The following is a 22,111-nucleotide window of genomic DNA, read 5'->3' as shown; positions in this document are numbered from 1 at the left end:
ATGAGCAGGACGGAGCATGAGCGTCATCCATTGCAGACAGAGGCCATTACAAAAAAACGGCTGCACAACGGGATTGAAATCTATCAAAATAACGAAGGAGAGACCGAGTTTCTCTACAACGAGATTTTCCACAAGGAGATGTATTTCAAGCACGGGATTACGCTTCCGGATCATGGCACGGTCCTGGATGTCGGGGCTAATATCGGCATGTTCAGCCTATATGTCAGCAGCAAGAGCGACTGCAGGGTGTATGCCTTTGAGCCACTGCCTCCGACGTTTAAACTCTTGAAGATGAATACAAACTCGCTGCCTCGCGTAACGACGGTTAACGTCGGGCTTTCCAATGAGATCAAGGAAGCGGAGTTTGCCTATTTTCCTACGATGTCCACGGACTCTGTCCAGATCAAATACAGGGAGAAACACGATCAAGATCTCCGATACGGGTTAATCAACCATTACGAAGATAATTTCGCTGACCGGCGAATGCTAAACCGCTTTGTCGATCATCTTATGTCGCCGAAGCTTCTGAATGAACAAATCTATCGTTGCAAGCTAACTACGATCTCCGATATGATCCGTTTTTATGATCTGAACCAAATTGATCTGCTCAAAATCGACGTGGAAAAAAGTGAGTTCGAGGTGCTGGAAGGAATCCAACCGGAAGATTGGAGCAAAATCAGGCAAATTGTAATGGAGGTACACGGACTGGACGGAGAGCAGATCAGCAGGCTCGAGAACATCTTCCAAACCTACGGCTTCTATGCCGTGATCGATTACTACGAAGATTTGAATATCCCAAATTACTATAATGTGTACGCGTTGAATCAAATGCATACGTCGGCTGGGTGATAGTCATGCTACAACATCTACATGCAAGGTTGGTATGCTCCAGCTGCAAGGGCGTGCTGGTCCAGTCGGAGGCATTGCTGCAATGCTGCAGCTGCGATGCGGTATATACGAACGATGACCGTTATGTATCGATGCTCGACCGGCGTGAGCAGTTTGTCCACCCTTCCGAATGGAACCGGAAAGAGGCTGAAATTCGGGATTATAGCGAGATTTCGCACTCTCTTGCGCTGTCCGGTATAGGCCGATTCGCCACCTTCTTAAATTATGGTTACGTCCCGCACGGGAATGAGCAACATGCGGTGATCGAGCCCGACGATGCATGGAATAGAAACTCGGTCAAGCTGCTGCTTGAGACAGTGGGCAGGACGGCGATTCGGGAGCGGCAGGTGATCGACATCGGATGCGGCAGGGGAGGGAACATAGCAGCTCTGTCTAAATATTTCAAGCCGCTGTCTATTGTCGGTCTCGACATCTGCCCGGCGAATATTGCCTATTGCAATGCCAAATCCCGAGGGGGTGAATCTTTGTATCTCGTCGGTGATGCGGAGAATATACCGTTTGCAGACGAGAGCTTCGATGTGGTGTTAAATATAGAATCCGCACATGCCTATCCGAACCGATCACGATTCTATGAAGAGGTGTACCGGATAATGAGAGTTGGCGGCGTATTTCTGTATACGGAGCTGATGCTGGGAGATCAGGTAGCGCAGAACATCAGGCTGTTAGAGGAAGCAGGCCTGTCTGTAATCCGCAATCAGGATGTGACTTCGAATGTTCTTCTATCATGTGATGAGAGTGCGAAGCAGCGTACTGGCACACAAGGGATCGCGAGCAACGCCAAAGCGAGCACGAATATTGGAGATATCAATGAATTCATCGCATTGCCCGGCTCAAAGAAATATGAAGAGATGAAGGCTGGAACGCGGCAATACCGTATGATGAACCTTGTTAAGAGGTAATATAGCCGTAATATCAACAATAATTTTAGTATAGGAGAAATATTGTATGGAAGAAATTATTTCCCTGGACACCTTTCAGCCCTTCGACGGCATGACAAAAATGTATCCTCATCATAATTTTCCTTATTTTAATTGCGGCTATAATTTGTTGTTAACGCTTGCCAGATATTTTAAAAAAGATGAGTTGCCGATTTTGAATAATGTTATTAGTATTTATAGATTTGATAAACAAAAAATACAAACAAGAGGATATTTCAAGTTAGAGGTGTTGGATCTTGAGGAGGGAGATCAGATCCTTGAGGAAATGGGGATCTCTATTCGTAAAAAATCCCCTGAACTAGATACGTTACAAGATGAGATCATAAACTCTATTTCAAGTGGTCATCCGATTTCCATATTTATTGATTTATTTTATCAACGCGGGAGAGACTTTTACTATAACCAAAAACATGGACTGCACCCTGTTTTTGTCTATGGCTTCAATCTTACGAACGAGGAAATATATACGGTTGATGATATTACAGAATACAGACAATATTCTCTGCCATTTTCAGAATTTAAATGGTCATGTATGACTTCGGAACACGTAAAGATGCCAGACTACTTTTGGGAATATGCGCTAGTGCCCCCCGGTAATCATGAGATCTTGAACAATAAGAATTTAGCACACACAACCATCAATACATTCGTAGAAAATATGTGCAGGTATCAAAATGAAATAACGGAAAGTTTGAATAATATACGGTTGTTGGCAGAAAATTACGAGCTCATTATAAAAAATGAAACGATTATAGAAACATTGAGCAGTACTATTTATAGGAAATGTTCTGAGAAATACAGGTTAAATACTCTCTATAAGTACAACATTGATCATATCAATGCAAAACATACGCTTGACCCGTTATTGGACCAAATTATTCATGACTGGAAGACAGTAAGGATCTATTCGAATAAAGCCATCATGTCCCAAAAGTTCACTGGGGAAATCATAGACAAGTGCATTGGTTTATTTACAAAAATATATACGAATGAAGTACATTTTAATAATCAATTATTTTTAATGTTAAAGGCTTTCAGGTAAAATCACATCTAATATTGCTAGAAATGAGCCGCATCAACAGGCATACTGTGCATGTGTCTTTTCATCGTATGAAAACCGCCGCGAACAGAGAAGCCGCCGCCGCTGTCTGCATCAACACTTTAAACACAAACGGCAGAGATGCCGTTTTTTTGTTTTGATTTTGTTACAGCACACTAGTCATGTAGAGTGTTACTCACTGTTGGTCAGGAAAGACTAATAGTTGAGATGTATTGGCGAAAATAGCAAAGAGGGGAAATTAACCCCTCTTTTTCTTTTCCCCTCTGAACTACCGTGTCCCGTTAGTATCAACGAGGCCGTCTTATCTTTCATTTATGACAGGTGATGATCTTGTAAAGATCTATGTATAAAAGAGTAAGTGGAGAATATCTCATCGAACAGGCATATCTGACAAAAACAGAAAAAACTAAATTTCAGCTCGAAAATCCGAAAACTCAACTCATTGAAAAAACCTCTCTATCTAAGAGTGAAAATTCTTGGATTAAAAAGCCAGATGTTGTATCCAAGGGGGCGCAGTATAGCTTTGCTTCTGTCGCAGATTACATCACAGAGTGGAACGATCTCTCTTTTCCTGGCGCAACATGCGGATCAGGTGTACGGGGTGGAGATCGTGCCCGAAGCGATTGAAGATGCTCGCAGCAATGCGTTCTTGAACGAGATGTGTAACGTGAAGTTCGAAGTTGGCGCATCCGAGGAAGGTATTCTATGCTAGAAAGAACAAGGTATTGAAGCTGATGTGATCGTAGTTGATCCACCGCGCAAGGGCTGTGATCCACTTTTACTTGAAACGATCCTGGAGATGAAGCCGGAGCGAGTGGTGTATGTGAGCTGTAATCCGAGTACGTTGGCACGTGATCTTCGTGTGCTTGAGGATGGTGGATATCGCACGGTTGAGGTAACGCCGGTGGATATGTTCCCACATACGGTGCATGTGGATAGTGTAGTGATGTTGGTTAGGGTATAGTGTTTTGAAGCTACATTTACCTGTTTTAATAAATTACTTTGCCCGAAGCTTCTAAAGCTCGGGCTATAGTTGTTATAACCATTAGTAGAGTTGATGTTGGTCTGAACAATATCCAATTTTTCAGTTTATCCGTTTTTAATAGCTGTGTGTTGTTCAATGTTTTCTAATGCCAAGGTAAGGCGTGGCAAAGGTATACCTAACTTTTTTGCTTCTCTCACAACTTCAAGTACTGCAAAACCGGCTTTACTATTGTTGTATTCAATGAAAAGTCGCGGTAAGCTGCCCTTTGTAAAAATAACCTTGTTAAACAGCGTGCCGAGAAGTGCTGATGGAATTTTGGTCAACAGTAGAGTAATCGCGTCCATCTTTGCGCCTCTTGCTTTAAGTACAGGTGCCATTTCCCGCATATTCTTACCAACATTTGCGAATGAGTCACGATGATTCATAAGTGCTGGAAAACTTCCCCGTTTTAACACCTCGGTCTCCATCGCCGCATTCACGGCAAAGTGATTCCATAGCCAGCTTTGCATATCCTTTATCCAATTGATTTTAAAATGGGCGCTTTCAAATAGTTCTTTGACCTTGTTGTTTATCTGTTCCGTGCCTACACGTGGTTTTTCCAGAAATATCGTTTTTAAGAAGCCGCCCCTAAGCTTATTGTCCTCAATGCCGCCTCCTGCTCCTGGGAAACCAAAGACAACATTGTTCATAGACAAGGGCAAGATCGATGATTTTAAATCCTGCCAAATATTATTGAATATAAGGATCGGGGTGTTACCCGCGGTAGTCGATAGTAATTGTGCTGCTTCGGGAAGTTGTTTCGTATTGACACTCGCAATAATAAGATCGTAATTTGGGCTTATCTCCTCATGCAGCTTGACTTTCCAGTTTTCCTTGATTAACCGTTTCGCTCTTCGTGCGTCCCACATTTCAAGCGCTATATGACTTCCGAAGGTTTCTTTTCTCCCTTTTCTAACGTAAAACTCAACGGTGTGGCCTGCCTTTTCGAAAGCCCACGCGTATTGGGTCGATATTACACCTCTACCGAAAAATAAAATTCTCATCTTAGCCTCCTAATAATCAATATTCATCCTTGTTGATGATCCAACAACGTGTTGTATAATATTATTGTATTGATTCACTATACGGTCATCAACCATCAGATTTTTAATATCTGTCGGATAATTGATCGAACAGCAAACGGAGGAAAATAATGAAAAAGCAACCTGAAATTACGGACAAAACAAGGCAGACATTCATAAATGTATTCTGCGATTTATATAGCCAAAAACCCATCGAAAAAATATCTATTCAAGAGATTGCTAACCAATCAGGATATAATCGGAGTACATTTTATCAATACTTTACAGATATCTATGAGTTGTTGGACTGCGTTGAGGAGCGTATTTTGAAATCCATTAAGGAGGAAATGGCAGGCAGAGAGTTTTCTACACATACTATTCAAGATGCACTTCAATGCTTAGAAAATGCAGAGGAGATTTCAGTTCTTAAAGCTATATTGGGCGACTATGGTTCTGTTCATTTTGTGGAACGCTTGAAAAGAGAAATTCCCTTTGAGCGATTGATTGTGGATTTTCCAACAGATGATGTCTTGGCACAATATATCATTGAGTTTTACATTTCAACATTAATATCTATGTTTCGTCTTTGGATACGCAACGACAAAGATCTATCGTCGGAGGAATTGATCAAACTGATCGATAGTCTATTTTCAAAGGGGATAACACCGTATCATATCTTTGGCACGGTCAATCCGCAGCGTTCAGGAGTGTAGCGATGATGGTTAGAAAGCTAAACATAAACATAAGGGGTTCGAGAATTTATACATAATTCTCGAACCCCTTCTTGTCTAATACACATGCACACTCGCGCCAAGCACGGATTTGTTTTGTACGGAATTACCGGATAGATATACCTTTTGCAGATTAGGCAGCTGGCTAAGGGTCTCTATATTGGAAATGGCATTGTTCTCGAGATGAAGCTCTTCTATGGCCTGCCAGTTGCTCATGAATTCGAGAGAAGCCAAATTGCTGTCTTGCAGAGTGAAGGTACGTAGAGCGGACATGTTGGCAAAGTAAGGCATTATTTGGTCAACTTCAGTAACAGAGGTATTGTTCATGCTAAAATATGACTGATTTAAGGTCAAATGTTCAAGTACGCTGTTCTTCGCGGCCGCCTTTTGTTCAAAGTTCAGCCTACACTCGTAGCACACCAGAGATTTCACCTGCTTCAAACGAAATAAGGCATCGCTTTCCTTGAACAGTGACGAGTCGTAAATGTTTAAGGTCTCTAGGCGGGACAAGCCGTCCAGGGCGGCAAGACGGGTTATTTCATCGATCTCCCAGAGCGAGAGTTGCTCCAGTTTCGGGAATTTCCCCAGCGCAGCCAAGTTCAATTCCCCACTTCCGCCACGGAGCGTCAGACTGGTTGTAACCGGGGCCTTTAGCCCGGGGAGAAAGGAGCTTGGAATTTCCACTCGCTCTACTTTAGGCAGTGTCAGCGCTTCTGCATTCTCGTAGTAGCCGGACAACGTTAATTCCCGCAAAGAGGGCAGACTGTTTATGGCCTTTACCGAGCCAAGCTCACTTAGAGAAGCCAGGCGTAGTGTGGTAATAGAGTTTTTGCCGGTCAAGCGCTCCAGACTGGAGAAGTTTACATTTTCAATATCTAACGTTTGTAGAGCAGGCATATTTTGCACAAAGTCGATGGACTTTACGTTCGTTAAATAGGACAACTGAAGCTCCTGAAGCTGGGTCAAGGCATACAGCGGCTGCAGGTCTGTGGTTTCACTGTACTGTATAGACAAGGATGATAACCCGGTCATGGACGACAACCATCCGAGTTCATCGACAAAGGTGAGCGACAGGGACTTGATTGGCAATTGGTTTAACAAGTGAAAATCTGTTACGGACTCATCCACATAGGTAATGGATAAAGAGTTCAGATTGGGGAATTCCAGCAACATAGCCAATTCCTGATTGCTGCGAAGCTGAGTGGTAAGCTCCGTAATTTTAGACTTGTCGCCAAAGTAGCCCGAAAATGTACTAAAGGATTCGTTAAAAGCGCCACCATAACTTTTTAATCCGGGCATATGGGCCAAAGTGGTTTGGTCCGTCTGGGATATTTCATAGGTATTCGTCAGGTCCAATGCCGTCAGTCCCTTAAAAGCTTCAAAATCTCGCTGATCAATCCGCTGGCTATTCAGTTTCTTGTCCTGAGTAATATAAGTGATCTTCTCGGCCTGTTCATCGCTGAAGGGATCGGAGAGGCTATATGTAAACTTCCACTGATCATTCTCCGAATGCTCTACGGTTAAATAGCGAATACGAGCCAATTCCTCCTCTGTTGGCAAGGCGGCCCCTTTATCAAAGATATCTCGCAAAAATGAGAGCAGAACCTCGCTTTCAGGCATCTTTCGTAAAGGCAGATTGGCTTCTGTTTTTGGATAGGTGGAGCTGTTGCTATAATAAAAATATGTACCGATCGCGCCAGTTAGGACTAACATCAGTATCAGCATTACCTTTACGGAGGCAGTCTGCTTCAGCGGTGCTTTAGGGGGTGTTCCGTGGTAATGATTAATGGTCTGGTCTACGTAATACACATGATTTTGCTTCAATAAAAGCTCTGTTTCACAATAGGGACACTTTAAAACCTCATCCTTCTTGTATTCGATTTTTCCGTTGCAATTGGGGCAGTTTAGCGGGATAAACGCCACGAATGTCCCCTCCTTCATTATGATGGTCATAAGATCATGCTGAACGGTCATCTGATTTCATTATACCTTGTGAATTTACGTTTGATGAGAGAAAGAAGTTTCACATAACGAAGGAGCAGGGAAATCCTGCTCCTTTTTGATCTTTTTTAAGTATGGTCTGGTGGTAGGTCTTATTAAATAAATCATCAAGCAATAGATGTAATCGGATGTTTAACGTGCAGAGGGTAGAGATGTTCACCATGGGTTCTTACAAATAAACCTTCATTGGTGATCGAACTTTTTAGAACGATATCATCTGTTGCATCTGGAGTGAAATGAAAGGTTACTTTCTCTGTATCTTCATCTGCAATCTTATCCAATATATCTTTCATATTCATTTCGTTTAAGCTAACAACGTCGAAGAGCTCAATATGATTGTCTTCTTTCTGATAAATAACAATGACGTTTTCGTTTTCCAAGTAATAAATATCATCACTAAAGACATTCAGGCAATAAAACATGAGTATTCCTTGAGCATGATGGGTTGCGAAATGCTGAGAAACAGGCAATCTTTCCGATGCCAATTTTTGAATAAGACGTAAATCCTCCGCGTTAGTTACATTTAGTTTTCGGATGTTCGCAGGCTCGGGTGATTTTTTTGCCGTATAATTCATTGAAAAAAGATGTTCTTCCACAGGATTAAATCCAAACTTGGGATAAAAATCAAGCACCGATTCATTGGCAAAAAGGTACATGTAATCGTACTTGTTCTCGTATTCCTCTAAAACTTTATTCATTAAACGTGTGGAGAGTCCTTTTCCCCGATAATCAGGATGTGTCATCACCGTGCCGATTTGAATCGCTTTTTTCTTCTCACCGTGAATGATGAGCTCAAGGATGTTAACAGAAACGTTGGCAATAACCTGGTCTCCATCGACATATGAATAAGGGATGTAACGCTCGCCCCAGTATCCTTGTTGATACCAATCTTCAAAATTGATCTCAAACGTGTTGACAGCAAGCTCGAAAAAACTCTTGCGCAGTACTTCATTGTTTTTATAATTCTTCATAAATATTAATTCTTGCATGGTATTCTCCCCTTAATCTTCAAAAGTGACTGTTTGTACAGTGGTACGATCCCGTATTTAACTATATAAAATATGATTGCAGGTGACAATTGCAGGTGACAAAAATCCTCTCTTAACAACGCATTTTAAACAAACCTGGCGATATTGGTTAAGCAGGAGTTTTAACAAGAGAAAGTGGAGTTTGATATGGAAAGAGACGCGAGCAAATTCGCGTCTTCTTTTTTTGCATGCTTTATAGGATATGCTTAAATGCAATTGCGTCAGTGAACTGTTTTTCACTATTAAAAATCTTGGTCTATTAATCTACGTTAAAATGCACGATTGCACTATATAACATCTTGTTGCGAAAAGGGTCAAACGTGACTTGATGCTGAACTTGCTTCACGCGCAGCATTAATGCTTTGTTCATTCCGATTCGCTCTTCGATCGCTCGTTCGAGTTCACGGAAGTCATAAGCCTGCAAACATTCGACTTTGTCTTTGATCATATCCAGTGAAATTTCCATATATCATTCAGGCCTCCTTAAAATCTCGATTTGCAGGTTAAAAGCCTGTCGAGCTTCATTCTAGAGGAGCTTTTCCAGTTCGGCAAGTGCAATCGGGCTGAAAATCTAATAGAGACGTGATAAAATCGGGAAAGAGCAATTTCGAGATCATCGCACTTCCATTAATCTGAAGATCTAATGGAAGTAATAACAGATACTGCTGTTTGAAGGAAGTTCATTTGCATGGTATAAGTGAAGAAGCAAGGACAGCATAATGTGAATTGCAACGAAACTGCGAATGATCATGTAAAGGATAGGCCAGCAGATGCATGAGTTACGAGGTTTACTATTTTAACTATTAATGAGGACAAAGATTGTCCTGGAATGTATAGAGGAGCTTTTGAGATGACAAAGGAAAACTTTTGGCGTGAATTGCCACGACCATTTTTTATACTGGCACCCATGGAAGATGTGACGGATGTTGTGTTTCGGCATGTCGTAGGTGAAGCGGGAAGACCGGATGTGTTTTTTACGGAGTTTGCGAACACAGAGAGTTATTGTCACCCGGAGGGGCACCATAGTGTGCGCGGGCGTCTGACATTTACAGCGGATGAACAGCCGATTGTGGCTCATATCTGGGGAGATAAACCGGAATTCTTTCGTGAGATGAGTATCGGTATGGCAAAGGAAGGCTTTAAAGGCATCGATATCAATATGGGTTGTCCGGTAGCGAATGTAGCCGAGAATGGAAAAGGAAGTGGATTGATCTGCCGGCCAGCCCTTGCGGCGGAGATTATTCAGGCGGCGAAAGCCGGGGGGCTGCCGGTCAGTGTAAAAACGCGTCTCGGATTTACTGAGGTAGACGAATGGCGTGACTGGTTAACCCATATCTTGCAACAGGACATTGTGAATCTGTCCATTCACCTGCGGACAAGAGAAGAAATGAGCAAAGTAGATGCTCACTGGGAACTGATTCCGGAGATTAAGAAGCTTCGTGATGAGATAGCGCCCAATACACTGCTGACGATTAACGGGGATATTCCTGACCGTGAGACGGGCCTGAGACTAGCTGAGCAATATGGCGTGGATGGCATTATGATTGGACGCGGTATTTTCCAGAATCCGTTTGCTTTTGAGAAGAAGCCGAAGGAACACAGCAGCACGGAATTGCTTGATTTGCTACGGCTGCATCTGGATCTCCATGATCAATATTCCGAGCTTGAACCACGTTCGTTCAGCCCGCTGGCCCGGTTTTTCAAAATCTATGTTCGTGGCTTCCGCGGTGCTAGTGAGCTGAGAAACAGCTTGATGAACGCCAAAACCACTTCTAAAGTACGCGAATTGCTCAATGAGTTTGAAAGTAATGAACAGGTGGGAGTAGAGTAAGACGTAATCATGGATACGGAGTATGATTCAGGTAGATTAATAGCAAAAAAAGAAGCGGTAACTTTTCCGCTTCTTTTTTGCTTTGCTGTTTAACGCGTATACGCAGGCTTCTCCATAGCCACCGGCTGAGGATTGGCAAGCACCCATAACACAGCCAACTCGGATAATCTGGCGGGCGCATCAAAATCGTATCCATTGTGAAGTCTGCTGACCAAGTCTGCTGCCTCTTGGAGAAGTGCCGGGGCGAGTGGCGTACCAGAGCCCAGGTGACGAATCAGTGCATCCAGCATCTTGCGATACTCCGCATCCCAGTTTCCACCGCCATTATCCAATACTTCATGGGACACACGTCCTGTGATGCGGATGACCTCTCCCTGCACCGTTTGAGCGTGGCCTTGGGCGGGAATGAGATATTCCCACAGCTCTTGGTGCTGTTTGGTCCAGGTGGTTGCCTTTACCTGAATGGGAGTAGTCCCATCGTGTATGATCCGATTCGCTACCGGCTCAACATCAAATAACGGGTACAGTTTGATCAGCGCGTCTGAAACTTCATCGACCTTGTCCTTATTGAACTTCTCACGGACGAATTCAAAATCCTTACCGATCCGCTTCACCGATTCTTTCATATCGGGGGTGACCGATGCTCCGGCATTCAGCAGAATTGCGGCAATCTCTGCCAGACTGACTATATCGCTATTCCTGCAATTGGCTAACCCCTTAGCTAATGGCGTATTTCCCTGTTTATTTTCTACGTTAATCGTAGCGCCTTGGTTTACCAACTCTTGAACCACTTTGGTTCGATACCCATTGACTGCTGCATGTAACGGTGTTTCATTTTGGTAATCCACAGCGTCCAGATCCGCACCTAATTCAAGGAACAGGGGTACATTTCCTGACCAGTGTGAGGCATGGGCATGTAAAGGCGTGCGTTGATATTTGTCGCGTGCATTAATATCTGCCCCTTGCTCTACCAGCCAACGAACCAATTCATCCGATATTTGACGAAAGCTGAGGGTCGTACCTTTGCTGTAGCCCCCGCGGGCATCCCATTCGCATTGCTCGAAAACCTCTTTTACGGTAGCGATATCATTATCTTTAACGAGTTTTTCCATATGAGCAGGTAAGGTTGCTTTCTTCGTAGCCATTACACTCTTCCTCTCCTTTGTGAATAACAACGTATGTTCCAATGGTAGGCTATGACGATTTAATAGTAAGTAGATAATTTTCTGCAATTTTATCACATAGGGGATTTTAAAACCAATAACTGGGTTTCTTCCATCATCCATTTGGTTTGCTATGTTATAATTTAGATGAATGTTGATACTGGAGACGGATTGAAAAATATTTGAAATGATCGCCGTAATTCATGCGGTAGGCTTTTGATAATAGGAGGATCTATGTCCTGGAGTAAATTGAAGCAACAACTGGAGAGTTTTCTTAGTCCTGCGTTAGTTGGAAGGGTGGAGTACCGTGCCACCAGCTATAGCTATTCACCTGATAAATCAGGCAATTGTTATATTACTGTAGATAAAAAGAATGTACTCAACATGAGTGATACTACAACCCCAATTCGATGGTATCAGTCAGAGCAGGAGATCAAGAGCGACCCGGAAATCATGATTCCTGTGAGCGATGAAGAGATTGAAGCTATCAGAAAAGATTCCAAAGGACCCATTCCCGAGGATCGTCTTCAAGTCATGGCAAGAAGTAGAAAAATCTCCGTACATGCCAAAGAGCTTTTGTTGGCTCAGACCGCACTTAGTAAATCGAATTTTACCGTTGCAGCTACGACGTATTTATCCACTTCTATAGAGGATAATCTGGAGAGCAAGGATATCTTGTTTAATATTCTGGCTTTAATGGACAGACGAGTTGGCAAAAAGCGAATTCTAAATATGTCGAAGCAGGTCAAATTAAAGCATCCAGCCGTTCAGTATTTTTATGAACTGCGTCGTCGTACGGTGTGAAATTGAATAACGTTCACGGATAGAGGTACACTGTGTCGGTGAAGGTTTCACTGAAATCTGTCTAATAAGTGGATATAGCTTTTAACTATAACCAGTTATGGTTTTTTAGTATCCCTTCTAACTGCTCTCAGCGTGATATGATCATTGTATACAACGAGGGGGTTTTTTACATGACTGATAAGTTCCAGATCGTAGGAAGTTTATTGCGGCCGGATGAGCTGCTGAAATATAAAACGCAAATTGAACATAATGATGATATCCAATATCCGTTCTATGAAAACTACGAAGGATATGAGAAGTGTGAGACGGAGGCAATCAAACAAGTTGTCGCTAAGGAAATCGAACATAACTTGTCCGTGGTTACCGATGGCGAATTCTCCAAATCGATGTGGCATCTGGACTTTGTATGGGGATTTGGCGGAGTGAAGCGTTACATCGCGGATCACGGCTATTTTTTCAGAGATGTGGACGGAACTTCGAAATATGAAACACGCAAAGATATTGGACTGCGCATCACTGATAAATTGAGTGGAAAGAACCATCATTTCATTCAACTGTTCCAACAACTGCAAGACACGGCTGGCGAGCAACAAACGAAACTTTGCGTACCGTCTCCTTCCCATATTTTCGGTGAGCTTTCCTGGTCAGATAACATTGGCGGTACGGATGCTGTATATCAAAACATACAGGAGCTCAAAGAGGGTCTTGTGATCGCGTATAAGGAATTCGTGGAGGAATTCGCTGCAGTGGGCGGTAAAATTCTGCAATTCGATGATTGCTTGTGGGAACTGTTTGCAGACGACAACCCGAACTCTCCTTTTACAGGGGAACATATTAATCAAGATGAAGTATCAGGTCTCGCAACTGAATTCATTGATATTAATAATACCGTGATTGACTTTGGTCATAGCCTTGGCTTGAAAATGTGGACACATAACTGCCGCGGCAATTATGATTCCCGCAACATGGGTGGTGGATCGTATGCCAAAATTGCGAATCTGTTCCTGAAGCAATTGAAGTATGACCGTTTCTTCCTGGAGTGGGATGATGATCGTGCGGGTTCAATTGAAGCTCTGGAAGTGTTCAAGGACAGACCTGAAACGGAAATTGTACTGGGTCTGTTGTCATCCAAAACGAGTACACTCGATGATGAAGCACGTGTTGTCCGTTTGCTGGACGAAGCTTCCAAAATCATCGATAAGGATCGGCTGTTGTTGTCTCACCAATGCGGCTTTGCATCTTGTGATGGCGGTAACGAATTAAGCGAAGCTCAGCAATGGGCGAAGATTGATCAAGGGCAGAAGATTGCAAAGCAATATTGGGGCAGCACCGTCTAGAATTTAAGCTGAATGTATTGTGACCTTATAAATACATTGCTCGATCAATAGTGTTATGCACGATAATGAAACGGCGACTTTTCCTCTGGAATCTATCCAGGGAGAAGCCGCCGTATTTGTTGTGGAACGTACGTATGGGTACGTTCTCATTTCTATAACTTTTTTAAACTAATGATGGGGCTTGTCATTCTTTATTTCTGAGATTCACGCTGTGCCAGCCATTCCTTTTTCAACAAAGCATATTGATACGTATTCTCGTATTTCGGTGTGCCGTCCTCATTTTTGACAAATGAAACGAACTCCAAAAAAAGACCCTCCCGGCGCATGCCCAGCTTCTCACACAGTTTCTGAGAACGGAAGTTATCATCCTCGACATAAGCGTACAATCTTCTTATTCCCTGTTCCATAAAGAGATTTTCGATGAAAGCATTGGCGCTCTCACTGGCGTACCCTTTCCCTTCAAATCTGCCATTAAAATTCCAACCTATACTATACGTATCTGAATTCGAATCTTTATCCGTATCGGAATCCCGATCTTCCCTCATACCAAACAGCTCACCGATCAACTCGTTACTGTCTTTCAGACAGACTGCGATGTGGGAATCGTCACTGCTTCTTTTTGCGACCTCTGCCGCCGCATCTTCCAATGTTGAAATTTGTTGATCCATAAAACAATTCACTCTGGGATTTGCTGTGTATTCCAACAGTCCGGCTGCGTCCGTTACGGTGAAATTTCTCAGGATTAATCGATTGGTTTTAAGTATTTGCATAAGATGATATACCTCCGGTTTTCATATCAATAGATTGGCTTTGTTCATGTTGTATCTCTTTTTATTTTACGAGACGCCCTATTCGTACTATAACTGGGTATAGCCTTGGGTTTGGCTTTGGTACTGTCTGACCGGGAGAACAATCCCACCAATTTCTCCCTATAGATATAACCGAATACGAACCCGATTACAGCGACAACAGAAATAATAATGGCGATTGTGTATTGTTGCATATGAATCGTGGACCCTACAACGGTAGATGCGATGATCCATGGCAGACGACCAACGATAAGGATCGTGAAGAACCTAAACGAACTAATCGATGTAAGTGCGGCGACAAATACAAGCATGTCTTTGGGCAAGCCGGGAATTACGAAAAAGATGAATAAAAAAGCGGAGAACTTCTTCTCATCATGAATTAACGACATCCACTTATTATTTTTCTTTTGCATTAGCCGTGAAATATAGGCGCGACCGATAAAACGAGTAAAATAAAAAGCAATCGCTGAGCCTATAATCAAACCTATTGTAGTATACAAGGACCCAAGTGTAACCCCATAGATATAACCGCCTGCAATCTGTACCACTTCTCCTGGAATGGGTGCAACCACGATCTGAAGAATCTGGAATAAAATAAACATGACCGGACCCCAATGGCCTGTTGAATGAATATACGCTCTGAAGTTGTCCATGGAAGACATGATTTTAATAAGGGCAGGAGAATAATACACCAGTAGACCAATGGACAACATGATGAACAGACCCAACAATATGTTAATCATTACTTTTTTCGAAGGTTGTGGCATACCTGACGACCCCTTTGTCTAATAACTTCTACATATTTACAGTATAAGACGAAATTATTAAGAGATACCTACATAACTTCTGAAGAATTCTTAAGTCGATTGTATTTGCTGGTAGTCGCTAATAGCGCATATTATACTGAAATTAGACGGAGGGATCAGATGAGCAAGAAAATTCTAATTGCTGATGATAACAGTGAAATTCGTGAAATTGTAAGGATTTTGTTAGAGAGTGAGAATTATGAAGTGATTGAAGCGATAGATGGTCAAGATGCGATTGATAAAGTGAACGAAGAGACGGATCTCATTATTTTGGATATGATGATGCCCAATAAATCGGGGCTGAAGGCGTGTCTGGAGATTCGTGAAAAAACAAGCGCACCGATCCTGTTTCTCACGGCGAAAACGCAGGATTCTGACAAACAATTGGCATTTTCCTCAGGCAGTGATGACTTTTTGTCCAAACCCTTTTCCTATACAGAACTCGTTTCGAGGGTGAAGGCCTTACTGCGGAGGTATTATGTTTATCGGGGCAAGGAGAAGACCGAAGAACAGGACCAAATTATCGTTAAGGATCTTACCGTCCATCAGGATTCAAAAGCCGTGTTTGTTGGGGAGAAGGAGATTGCTCTGACTGAAATTGAATACCAGATTTTGCTGTTGTTGGTTAAGAAACGACGAAAGGTATTCTCGGCAGAAAACATATATGAGAGTGTTTGGGGGCAACCCTACTTTTATACGTGTAATAACACGGTGATGGTTCATATTCGTAACTTGAGAGGCAAACTGGAGGATGACCCGCAGAACCCTAAATATGTGAAGACCGTTTGGGGGAAGGGGTACAAAATTGAATAGATTATTAATCGGAAAAAAGCTGAAGATTAAACTGGTTCTGGCGGTTGTCATTTCTTTGGTCATTTCCATAAGTGCACTCGTTATTTTACAAGTTGTTGGCGAGACTGTATTGGATAGTTATTTAAGCAAATCCACTTTTGTAGAGAACAGGCAGCAAGATGCGCTTGATCGATTAGAAGCATTTGTGAATAACCAGAACGTGTCAACTCGTGATCATGAGGAATTGTCTGCTTGGATAAGACATGAGCGCTACTTAAATCTGTATATTTTTGCAAAAGACAAATTGATATTTTCCTCCAACACGGAAGTTGATCCTGCCATTAATGAAGAGTTGTTAACTCAATTCGTGCCATCGAAAATACCCATCACCACCATCCATTTTGCGGATCAGGATGCCCAGATATACTTGGTTAGCTTTTATGAGTATCAATACTACAACCTCATTCTGATTATTGGTGTTTTCATAGCGGCCATTGTGTTCATTGTTTCCTTTCTATTGATGATTAATAAGAAAACATCTTATATTGGCGTGCTTGAACAAGAGATCAAAATACTCGAAGGTGGAAATTTGGATTATTCGATTACGATATCGGGAAAGGATGAACTGTCATCTCTGGCCCAGAGTATTGATGAGATGAGGAAATCATTTGTGGAGCGGCTGGACAGCGAGGAGAGGGTCAGGATGGCCAACCGTGAATTGATCACGGCGATTTCCCATGATTTGCGAACACCACTCACGATTCTATTAGGATATATGGATATCATAGAGCTCAACAAATATAAGACACATGAGGATCTGTTGCAGTATATTCATAATAGCCGGGAGAAGGCCTATCAGATCAAAGTGCTGTCAGACAAACTATTCGAATATTTTACGGTATCCGCCGCTGAAGAAGAGGAAGTAGAATTTGAAGTGTATGAGGGCAGAGCGCTTATCGATCAACTCATAGATGAGCAATTAGTGGTTTTGGACGATATAGATGTGCAGGTTCAGACAGATGCACATCATGAGGAGTTTTTGCTGGAAATCAATCTGGTCGCCATGCGTCGCGTAATGGATAACATATTTTCAAATATTCGAAAATACGCCGATCCAGGGCATCCCGTTCATATCCAGATTTCTTTGAAGCAACAATGGGTCATTCTTGGGGTGGAGAATAAGATTAAACGTGTTGGCAAAAAGAATGATAGCAACGAAATTGGGCTCGTTAGTAGTCAGAAAATGATCCAGCAGCACAACGGGACGTTGACGGTGTCGCAGGAAAAGGATATCTTTTCACTACAGATTATGCTACCTGTCATCATCAACAAACCAACGCAGACTCATATATAACGGATCTCTTGAAATGATGCTGAGTGTTCGTGGAATCCATCTTGCTGTCTAATTTTGTTACCTTAGGGTGCTGTAGTGGAGGAGCTTGCTAAATAGGCGTAGGAGAAAGAACATCGCTCTACCATTCACACTATACAAAAAGAGCCATGCGACAGCATGGCTCTTACATATATCGCGAGAGGGCAAACCTCATGTTTTAAACAACAGGTGCATTCTGTTTCTTGAAATATTGTTCAATTAAAAACGCGAGCATCGGTCCGGGCTCAGCCTGCTGTAATTGAGCCTGATCGCCAAATTCCATGAGATACGGCTGTTCCGTAGTACAAGGAGTCCAATGAGGCATCAGCTTTCCGGTGGAGTCCGAGCCGTTCGGATCACCTGTAGCAATAAAGTTGGATAAATAATTACACATCTGGCGAGCCAGATCATAATGCTTGCCTGTGAAAGGCCGCCAGCATTTGGCGAGTGTTTCGAAGAAAAACCACAGATCAACGGAGTGAAAAGTGCCTGGCTGGTCCCAGCCCGGAATCTCGGCGTCGAAGTTATAATAGTAGAGAGGCGTTTCAGACGGATGACCGCTGTTCGCGCGGATGGCGAGCAGAATGGCATGTTGGATCATGCGGACCGATGCTTGTTGCAGAGCATGTTCGATTTGGCCGGAATCAGCCTCACATAGTTGCAAAAAGGCAGGAGCATCCTCGCCAAAGAGCTCCACAGCCATCTGCTTCAGTTCTTCCAGATTGGCTGCGGCGGGACGGGTCCAAAATTCGGAAGACGTATGCCCCAGCATTACGGGGATCGCCTCGCGCTCCTGCTGAACAAAACGAGTAAACGGATCGCCTGCGCAGAATTGTTCGTCGATGACGGTTCCCCAGAAGCTTTTGTATTCGAGTGCTTTGTCACGGAGATATTCAGCATCCAGTTGTCTCGCCTCAGCCAGGGAAGATACGCCCAGGAAGCCGAAAAATTCAACCCCTGCTTGCTCTGCATCCCTTAGTGTGGAGCGGACAGAAGGCACGCGGACCTTCGGGTACAACTCGGTAGCTATACCGCTCATGATGACGGCTCGCTGGAACAAGCCTTTATTTTGAGGAGAGGTCATCTGGCTGAGTACACTTCCTCCGCCTGCCGACTGTCCGCCGATGGTGATCTGGTCTGGATCACCGCCAAAGGCGGCAATGTTGCGTTTGACCCACTGGGTACCTGCTTGTTGATCAAGATGACCAAAGTTGGCGGGTGCATGGGGGGATTCGGCACTAATCTCAGGATGGCACAGGAAGCCAAAGGCATTCAGTCGATAATTAATCGTCACAACGACAATACCTCTACGAGCGATTCGCTCGCCATCAAATTCCATTTCGGCTGTGTGGCCGACTTGTAGGCCCCCGCCAAAATACCAGACAAAAACAGGCAACTTCTCGTCCGTACGCTTGGCGGGTGTCCAGACATTCAGATACAGACAATCCTCGTCCATGGGCAGGTCGGGATCAACGGCCCATTCGCGGGTATAGATATTGTTATCATCGATGACTGTTGGGGCTTGCATGGAGATGGGAGCAAAATCAAAAGCTTGCAGTACACCTTCCCAGTTCGACTGCGGTTGCGGAGCGCGCCAGCGGTTCTCACCTACAGGAGGGGCGGCAAAAGGAATTCCCTTGAAGCTGGTAATCCGCGGGTCCGCCGCGGGCAGTCCTTGCACTTGTCCATGTTCTACCGTAACCATTCTAAGCATACAACATTCTCCTCTCTGGATTTAGCATGTAAGCGTTACCGAGCATCTGATCAACGATATATAAGATAAACCTAACGCCAGAACAGGGCGTCTTAGAAAGGGGGAATCGTGGTTGAATCCGATTTGGCATGAGAGCAGTAGAGCCAGTAATTTGCATTTTATCAGCGGTGGTCACAAGCCAGCTAACCCTCACCAATGGGGGCCAGGCGTGCGTGACGTTTATGCGCTGCACTATATTATCCGCGGCCAAGGGACGCTGGAGACGGGCGGCCGCGTTTTTCGGCTCGTTACGGGGGAAAGCTTTATCATATTTCCGCAAAAGGAGATTTACTATTATCCAGACCCGCAAGATCCATGGGAGTACGTCTGGGTGGAGTTTAGCGGTGAGGATGCCGGGCGGTTGCTGGGGCTGACACAGCTCTCAGAGGTACAACCCGTGGTGACGGTCTCGCCGGAGACATTGCAGCCTTTTTTCCACCTTGCCTGGAACGCGGGTGCATCATCTTATGAATTACTGCGGGCGGATGCACGTTTGCGTCTGCTGCTCTCCTACTATATGGAGCATTATCCGAAAGAGCCGCAGGTGGACGCCAAGGATTATGTCTGGCTGGCGAGAAAGTACATCGAGCAGAACTACTGGAAGCCAACATTGACCGTCACCGAGATCGTAAAGGCAGTTAATCTGGAGCGCAGTTATTTGTTTCGTCTGTTTAAGGCAGCAACCGGCAAGTCTGTTTTGGAGTATATTACATCCTGCCGAATCGAGCGCGCCTGTGAACTGTTGAAAACGTCGGGCCTGCCGATTCAATCGGTAGCTTATTCTGTCGGCTACAATGATCCGTTATATTTTTCCAAAGTATTTAAAAAAGCAACTTCACACACGCCAACATCGTACATGATGCTGCACGGGACCAAGGCATAACGTTAACGGAACAGGGCGCAGTTCCCGGACTCTCGGAAATAACGGATCAGCTTCTCAATAGGCTCGCGTCCACAGTTCAGCTTCACTCCTATACAATCGATGCACAGAAATTGCTGGGCAGAGCGCGAGATCAATTTGAGGTAGATGCCCACATCGTCTGAAGAGAGCGGGACCTGACAGGAGGTGCACAGGTGATGTTGAGCCATCTATTTCACCAGTTTGGCACGCACAACTAAACAATCATGTGCTGCAACAACGGGAGCGAAGCGTTCACGGAATACGCCAAGCTCTTGATGTTCCCAGCAGTCATACAGGGACAGGGCATAACCGGCAGCGTAAGGCAGACCCATATCCCAAAATTGCAAAGACAATTCCCGCTGGCTGTCGCTCAGGTTGAAGAAACCAATAGCTAGATCTCCATCTGTGAGTACCTTCACCAGCATAAATACATCGTCCGTGTGAAACCATTGCGGTTCTGGTTTAATGCGGTAAGCTCCGCGCGCTTCTACATCCTGATTGATAGCGATTAGGTCAGGATTCAGGAGAATATCTTTTGTGATCTGGTTAGCCTTGCGCACGTCACATCCGATCATTAATGGGGACCCCATCATGGACCAGAGTGAGAAGTGGGTTTTATATTCGATGTCGTTGCATCCGCCGATGCTGCCAATATAATCATTGTTACTTCCACCGTACATACCTACAATCAGCATATCCATGTCGTTATGGCAGAAGGAGCCGGTGTAGCTTTGTTTTCCCAATTGAGACAGGGCAAGTTCCTTCACTGAATCCCAATTGTCACGGATATCGCCGGTGGAGCGGTACATATGAGCCCCCGATTCGCGAATCCAATCGTATACATCGTCAGCTCCCCAGTTGCAGGCGGAGAACAGGATATCGCGTCCGCAGTTTTTGAGCGCAAGACTCATCCGTTTGTACAGCAGCTCTCCTGAGATATGGCGCGGCTTGAAGCAGTAATCATACTTCAAATAATCAACGCCCCATTCGGCAAAAAGGGCAGCATCCTGGAATTCATGCTCGAAGCTGCCTGGATACCCGGCACATGTATGCGTACCTACGCATGAATACATGCCGAATTTTAGTCCTTTGCTATGGATATAATCAGAAAGCGCTCTCATTCCACTCGGGAATTTATCCGGGTCAGCCACCAGATTACCGCTCGCATCCCGTTCCTTCAGGCTCCAGCAATCATCAATGACAATATACTCGTAACCAGCGGCCAGATAACCTTCCGATACAAACACATCAGCGACATCCCGAATTAATTGTTCGTTAATATCCCACGTAAAGGTATTCCACGAATTCCAGCCCAGGGCAGGGGCAAAGCCTAATACTTGATTGTTGCTCATGCTCTCGCATCCTTCCTCATCTCGGTTTTGTTAACAACACTAAACTGAACATAAACGATGAGTGACGTATCCTGCCATAGGTTAACGTTGCTTGGACATGGACATATGTTGCTCTGCTTGTGCTGGGGGAATCAGCTCTTTCCAATCAGGCTCTCGGCAGGTATTCAGAAGTTGCCAGTAGAAGCATAAGAAAGGAAAAATGTTCGTCTGCGAAGAAGTTATATCTATCTTTTCAGGGATCTGTGCGAAACAATGGATAAGGATGTTATGATCGGTGATAATGCTCGAACAGGTTGTCAGAGCAACAGGGAAATTTGAATAGTATTCAGTTTTTTTAGGAAAAATACTCCAGTGGGGAATCCCTCATACGTAAGGTAGTAATTCCGCCGTAACGATTATGCATATGCCAGAAGGGTTCCAATTGGATAATGTACGATTTCTCATCGGTTTTTTGTTAAACATAAGTGTTTGTTTGATT

Annotated in this window: 20 protein-coding genes and 1 pseudogene; 12 read left to right on the top strand and 9 right to left on the bottom strand. The window is 43.9% G+C overall.

Annotation, left to right across the window (positions count from 1 at the left end; all coding sequences use genetic code 11):
* From MHB71_RS21175 to MHB71_RS21155, 5 genes and pseudogenes are all read left to right on the top strand, one after another.
* Window positions 1-849, top strand: coding sequence for an FkbM family methyltransferase (locus MHB71_RS21175; RefSeq protein WP_340027587.1), 849 nt, complete (start codon window positions 1-3; stop codon window positions 847-849).
* Between the two features lie 5 nt (window positions 850-854).
* Entirely contained in the window at window positions 855-1,808 is a 954-nt protein-coding gene (locus MHB71_RS21170) for a class I SAM-dependent methyltransferase (RefSeq protein ID WP_051446948.1), read from the top strand.
* A gap of 46 nt (window positions 1,809-1,854) precedes the next feature.
* Window positions 1,855-2,889 carry a hypothetical protein gene (locus tag MHB71_RS21165; RefSeq protein WP_340027586.1) on the top strand — a complete coding sequence of 345 codons (1,035 nt, stop codon included), beginning with the start codon at window positions 1,855-1,857 and terminating at the stop codon, window positions 2,887-2,889.
* A gap of 360 nt (window positions 2,890-3,249) precedes the next feature.
* Window positions 3,250-3,534: an AIPR family protein gene (locus tag MHB71_RS21160; RefSeq protein ID WP_340027585.1), complete on the top strand. Its 285-nt coding sequence runs from the start codon at window positions 3,250-3,252 to the stop codon at window positions 3,532-3,534.
* Window positions 3,461-3,871 (top strand): annotated as a pseudogene (locus MHB71_RS21155) (methyltransferase domain-containing protein); the annotation flags it as partial. The gene MHB71_RS21160 and the pseudogene MHB71_RS21155, both read left to right, overlap by 74 nt.
* Before the next feature lie 125 nt (window positions 3,872-3,996).
* Here the strand turns inward: MHB71_RS21155 and MHB71_RS21150 are convergent.
* Entirely contained in the window at window positions 3,997-4,935 is a 939-nt protein-coding gene (locus MHB71_RS21150) for a 2-dehydropantoate 2-reductase N-terminal domain-containing protein (protein ID WP_340027584.1), read from the bottom strand.
* 149 nt (window positions 4,936-5,084) lie between these two features.
* Here MHB71_RS21150 and MHB71_RS21145 point away from each other — a divergent pair, with 149 nt between their 5' ends.
* Window positions 5,085-5,666, top strand: coding sequence for a TetR/AcrR family transcriptional regulator (locus MHB71_RS21145; RefSeq protein WP_340027583.1), 582 nt, complete (start codon window positions 5,085-5,087; stop codon window positions 5,664-5,666).
* A gap of 75 nt (window positions 5,667-5,741) precedes the next feature.
* Here the strand turns inward: MHB71_RS21145 and MHB71_RS21140 are convergent, their stop codons facing one another.
* The 3 genes from MHB71_RS21140 to MHB71_RS21130 form a co-directional block, all read right to left on the bottom strand.
* Window positions 5,742-7,508 (bottom strand): leucine-rich repeat domain-containing protein, encoded by a 1,767-nt coding sequence (locus MHB71_RS21140; protein WP_340027582.1) that lies wholly within the window; start codon window positions 7,506-7,508, stop codon window positions 5,742-5,744.
* Between the two features lie 284 nt (window positions 7,509-7,792).
* Window positions 7,793-8,674 carry a GNAT family N-acetyltransferase gene (locus MHB71_RS21135; protein ID WP_340027580.1) on the bottom strand — a complete coding sequence of 294 codons (882 nt, stop codon included), beginning with the start codon at window positions 8,672-8,674 and terminating at the stop codon, window positions 7,793-7,795.
* A 298-nt stretch (window positions 8,675-8,972) separates the two neighbouring features.
* Complete coding sequence (locus tag MHB71_RS21130; protein WP_076215046.1) at window positions 8,973-9,179, bottom strand: DUF2536 family protein; 207 nt, start codon at window positions 9,177-9,179, stop codon at window positions 8,973-8,975.
* Window positions 9,180-9,563: 384 nt separating this feature from the next.
* Between MHB71_RS21130 and MHB71_RS21125 the strand changes: the two genes are divergently transcribed.
* Window positions 9,564-10,544: a tRNA-dihydrouridine synthase gene (locus MHB71_RS21125; protein WP_340027579.1), complete on the top strand. Its 981-nt coding sequence runs from the start codon at window positions 9,564-9,566 to the stop codon at window positions 10,542-10,544.
* 89 nt (window positions 10,545-10,633) lie between these two features.
* Here the strand turns inward: MHB71_RS21125 and MHB71_RS21120 are convergent, their stop codons facing one another.
* Window positions 10,634-11,689, bottom strand: a complete 1,056-nt coding sequence (locus MHB71_RS21120; RefSeq protein ID WP_340027578.1) for an ankyrin repeat domain-containing protein — start codon at window positions 11,687-11,689, stop codon at window positions 10,634-10,636.
* A 252-nt stretch (window positions 11,690-11,941) separates the two neighbouring features.
* Here MHB71_RS21120 and MHB71_RS21115 point away from each other — a divergent pair, with 252 nt between their 5' ends.
* Complete coding sequence (locus tag MHB71_RS21115) at window positions 11,942-12,511, top strand: hypothetical protein (RefSeq protein WP_340019244.1); 570 nt, start codon at window positions 11,942-11,944, stop codon at window positions 12,509-12,511.
* 170 nt (window positions 12,512-12,681) lie between these two features.
* Entirely contained in the window at window positions 12,682-13,848 is a 1,167-nt protein-coding gene (locus MHB71_RS21110; protein ID WP_150364496.1) for a cobalamin-independent methionine synthase II family protein, read from the top strand.
* A gap of 191 nt (window positions 13,849-14,039) precedes the next feature.
* On the opposite strand, the gene MHB71_RS21105 is transcribed toward MHB71_RS21110, so the two are convergent.
* Entirely contained in the window at window positions 14,040-14,618 is a 579-nt protein-coding gene (locus MHB71_RS21105; RefSeq protein WP_253505651.1) for a GNAT family N-acetyltransferase, read from the bottom strand.
* A gap of 44 nt (window positions 14,619-14,662) precedes the next feature.
* The gene (locus MHB71_RS21100; RefSeq protein ID WP_340027575.1) at window positions 14,663-15,424 is read right to left on the bottom strand and encodes a TVP38/TMEM64 family protein; all 762 of its coding nucleotides are present in this window, start codon (window positions 15,422-15,424) and stop codon (window positions 14,663-14,665) included.
* 159 nt (window positions 15,425-15,583) lie between these two features.
* On the opposite strand from MHB71_RS21100, the gene MHB71_RS21095 reads away from it, so the two are divergent.
* Window positions 15,584-16,276 carry a response regulator transcription factor gene (locus MHB71_RS21095; RefSeq protein WP_100526352.1) on the top strand — a complete coding sequence of 231 codons (693 nt, stop codon included), beginning with the start codon at window positions 15,584-15,586 and terminating at the stop codon, window positions 16,274-16,276.
* Window positions 16,269-17,609, top strand: coding sequence for a HAMP domain-containing sensor histidine kinase (locus tag MHB71_RS21090; protein ID WP_340027574.1), 1,341 nt, complete (start codon window positions 16,269-16,271; stop codon window positions 17,607-17,609). The genes MHB71_RS21095 and MHB71_RS21090 overlap by 8 nt, the downstream gene beginning before the upstream one ends.
* A 196-nt stretch (window positions 17,610-17,805) precedes the next feature.
* Here the strand turns inward: MHB71_RS21090 and MHB71_RS21085 are convergent, their stop codons facing one another.
* Window positions 17,806-19,341, bottom strand: coding sequence for a carboxylesterase family protein (locus MHB71_RS21085; protein ID WP_340027573.1), 1,536 nt, complete (start codon window positions 19,339-19,341; stop codon window positions 17,806-17,808).
* Window positions 19,342-19,453: 112 nt separating this feature from the next.
* Here MHB71_RS21085 and MHB71_RS21080 point away from each other — a divergent pair, with 112 nt between their 5' ends.
* Complete coding sequence (locus tag MHB71_RS21080; RefSeq protein ID WP_036606021.1) at window positions 19,454-20,263, top strand: AraC family transcriptional regulator; 810 nt, start codon at window positions 19,454-19,456, stop codon at window positions 20,261-20,263.
* 206 nt (window positions 20,264-20,469) lie between these two features.
* On the opposite strand, the gene MHB71_RS21075 is transcribed toward MHB71_RS21080, so the two are convergent.
* A complete protein-coding gene (locus tag MHB71_RS21075; protein WP_036606020.1) occupies window positions 20,470-21,633 on the bottom strand; it encodes a glycoside hydrolase family 27 protein in 1,164 nt (387 codons plus the stop codon).
* Window positions 21,634-22,111 lie beyond the last annotated feature (478 nt).

Origin of the sequence: Paenibacillus sp. FSL H7-0940, from assembly GCF_037979415.1 — a bacterium.
GTDB classification, from domain to species: Bacteria; Bacillota; Bacilli; order Paenibacillales; family Paenibacillaceae; genus Paenibacillus; species Paenibacillus amylolyticus.
Note: the sequence above shows the minus strand (reverse complement) of the source record. Positions and strands in the feature narration are given on the sequence as shown.

What these genes read in the sequence shown, in the direction of transcription:
- MHB71_RS21170 (WP_051446948.1), top strand. Translation starts at nt 855, where the DNA reads ATGCTACAACATCTACATGCAAGGTTGGTATGCTCCAGCTGCAAGGGC.
- MHB71_RS21145 (WP_340027583.1), top strand. Translation starts at nt 5,085, where the DNA reads ATGAAAAAGCAACCTGAAATTACGGACAAAACAAGGCAGACATTCATA.
- MHB71_RS21135 (WP_340027580.1), bottom strand. Translation starts at nt 8,674, where the DNA reads ATGCAAGAATTAATATTTATGAAGAATTATAAAAACAATGAAGTACTG.
- MHB71_RS21105 (WP_253505651.1), bottom strand. Translation starts at nt 14,618, where the DNA reads ATGCAAATACTTAAAACCAATCGATTAATCCTGAGAAATTTCACCGTA.
- MHB71_RS21115 (WP_340019244.1), top strand. Translation starts at nt 11,942, where the DNA reads ATGTCCTGGAGTAAATTGAAGCAACAACTGGAGAGTTTTCTTAGTCCT.
- MHB71_RS21165 (WP_340027586.1), top strand. Translation starts at nt 1,855, where the DNA reads ATGGAAGAAATTATTTCCCTGGACACCTTTCAGCCCTTCGACGGCATG.
- MHB71_RS21120 (WP_340027578.1), bottom strand. Translation starts at nt 11,689, where the DNA reads ATGGCTACGAAGAAAGCAACCTTACCTGCTCATATGGAAAAACTCGTT.
- MHB71_RS21095 (WP_100526352.1), top strand. Translation starts at nt 15,584, where the DNA reads ATGAGCAAGAAAATTCTAATTGCTGATGATAACAGTGAAATTCGTGAA.
- MHB71_RS21150 (WP_340027584.1), bottom strand. Translation starts at nt 4,935, where the DNA reads ATGAGAATTTTATTTTTCGGTAGAGGTGTAATATCGACCCAATACGCG.
- MHB71_RS21175 (WP_340027587.1), top strand. Translation starts at nt 1, where the DNA reads ATGAGCAGGACGGAGCATGAGCGTCATCCATTGCAGACAGAGGCCATT.
- MHB71_RS21100 (WP_340027575.1), bottom strand. Translation starts at nt 15,424, where the DNA reads ATGCCACAACCTTCGAAAAAAGTAATGATTAACATATTGTTGGGTCTG.
- MHB71_RS21125 (WP_340027579.1), top strand. Translation starts at nt 9,564, where the DNA reads ATGACAAAGGAAAACTTTTGGCGTGAATTGCCACGACCATTTTTTATA.
- MHB71_RS21085 (WP_340027573.1), bottom strand. Translation starts at nt 19,341, where the DNA reads ATGCTTAGAATGGTTACGGTAGAACATGGACAAGTGCAAGGACTGCCC.
- MHB71_RS21130 (WP_076215046.1), bottom strand. Translation starts at nt 9,179, where the DNA reads ATGGAAATTTCACTGGATATGATCAAAGACAAAGTCGAATGTTTGCAG.
- MHB71_RS21075 (WP_036606020.1), bottom strand. Translation starts at nt 21,633, where the DNA reads ATGAGCAACAATCAAGTATTAGGCTTTGCCCCTGCCCTGGGCTGGAAT.
- MHB71_RS21160 (WP_340027585.1), top strand. Translation starts at nt 3,250, where the DNA reads ATGTATAAAAGAGTAAGTGGAGAATATCTCATCGAACAGGCATATCTG.
- MHB71_RS21110 (WP_150364496.1), top strand. Translation starts at nt 12,682, where the DNA reads ATGACTGATAAGTTCCAGATCGTAGGAAGTTTATTGCGGCCGGATGAG.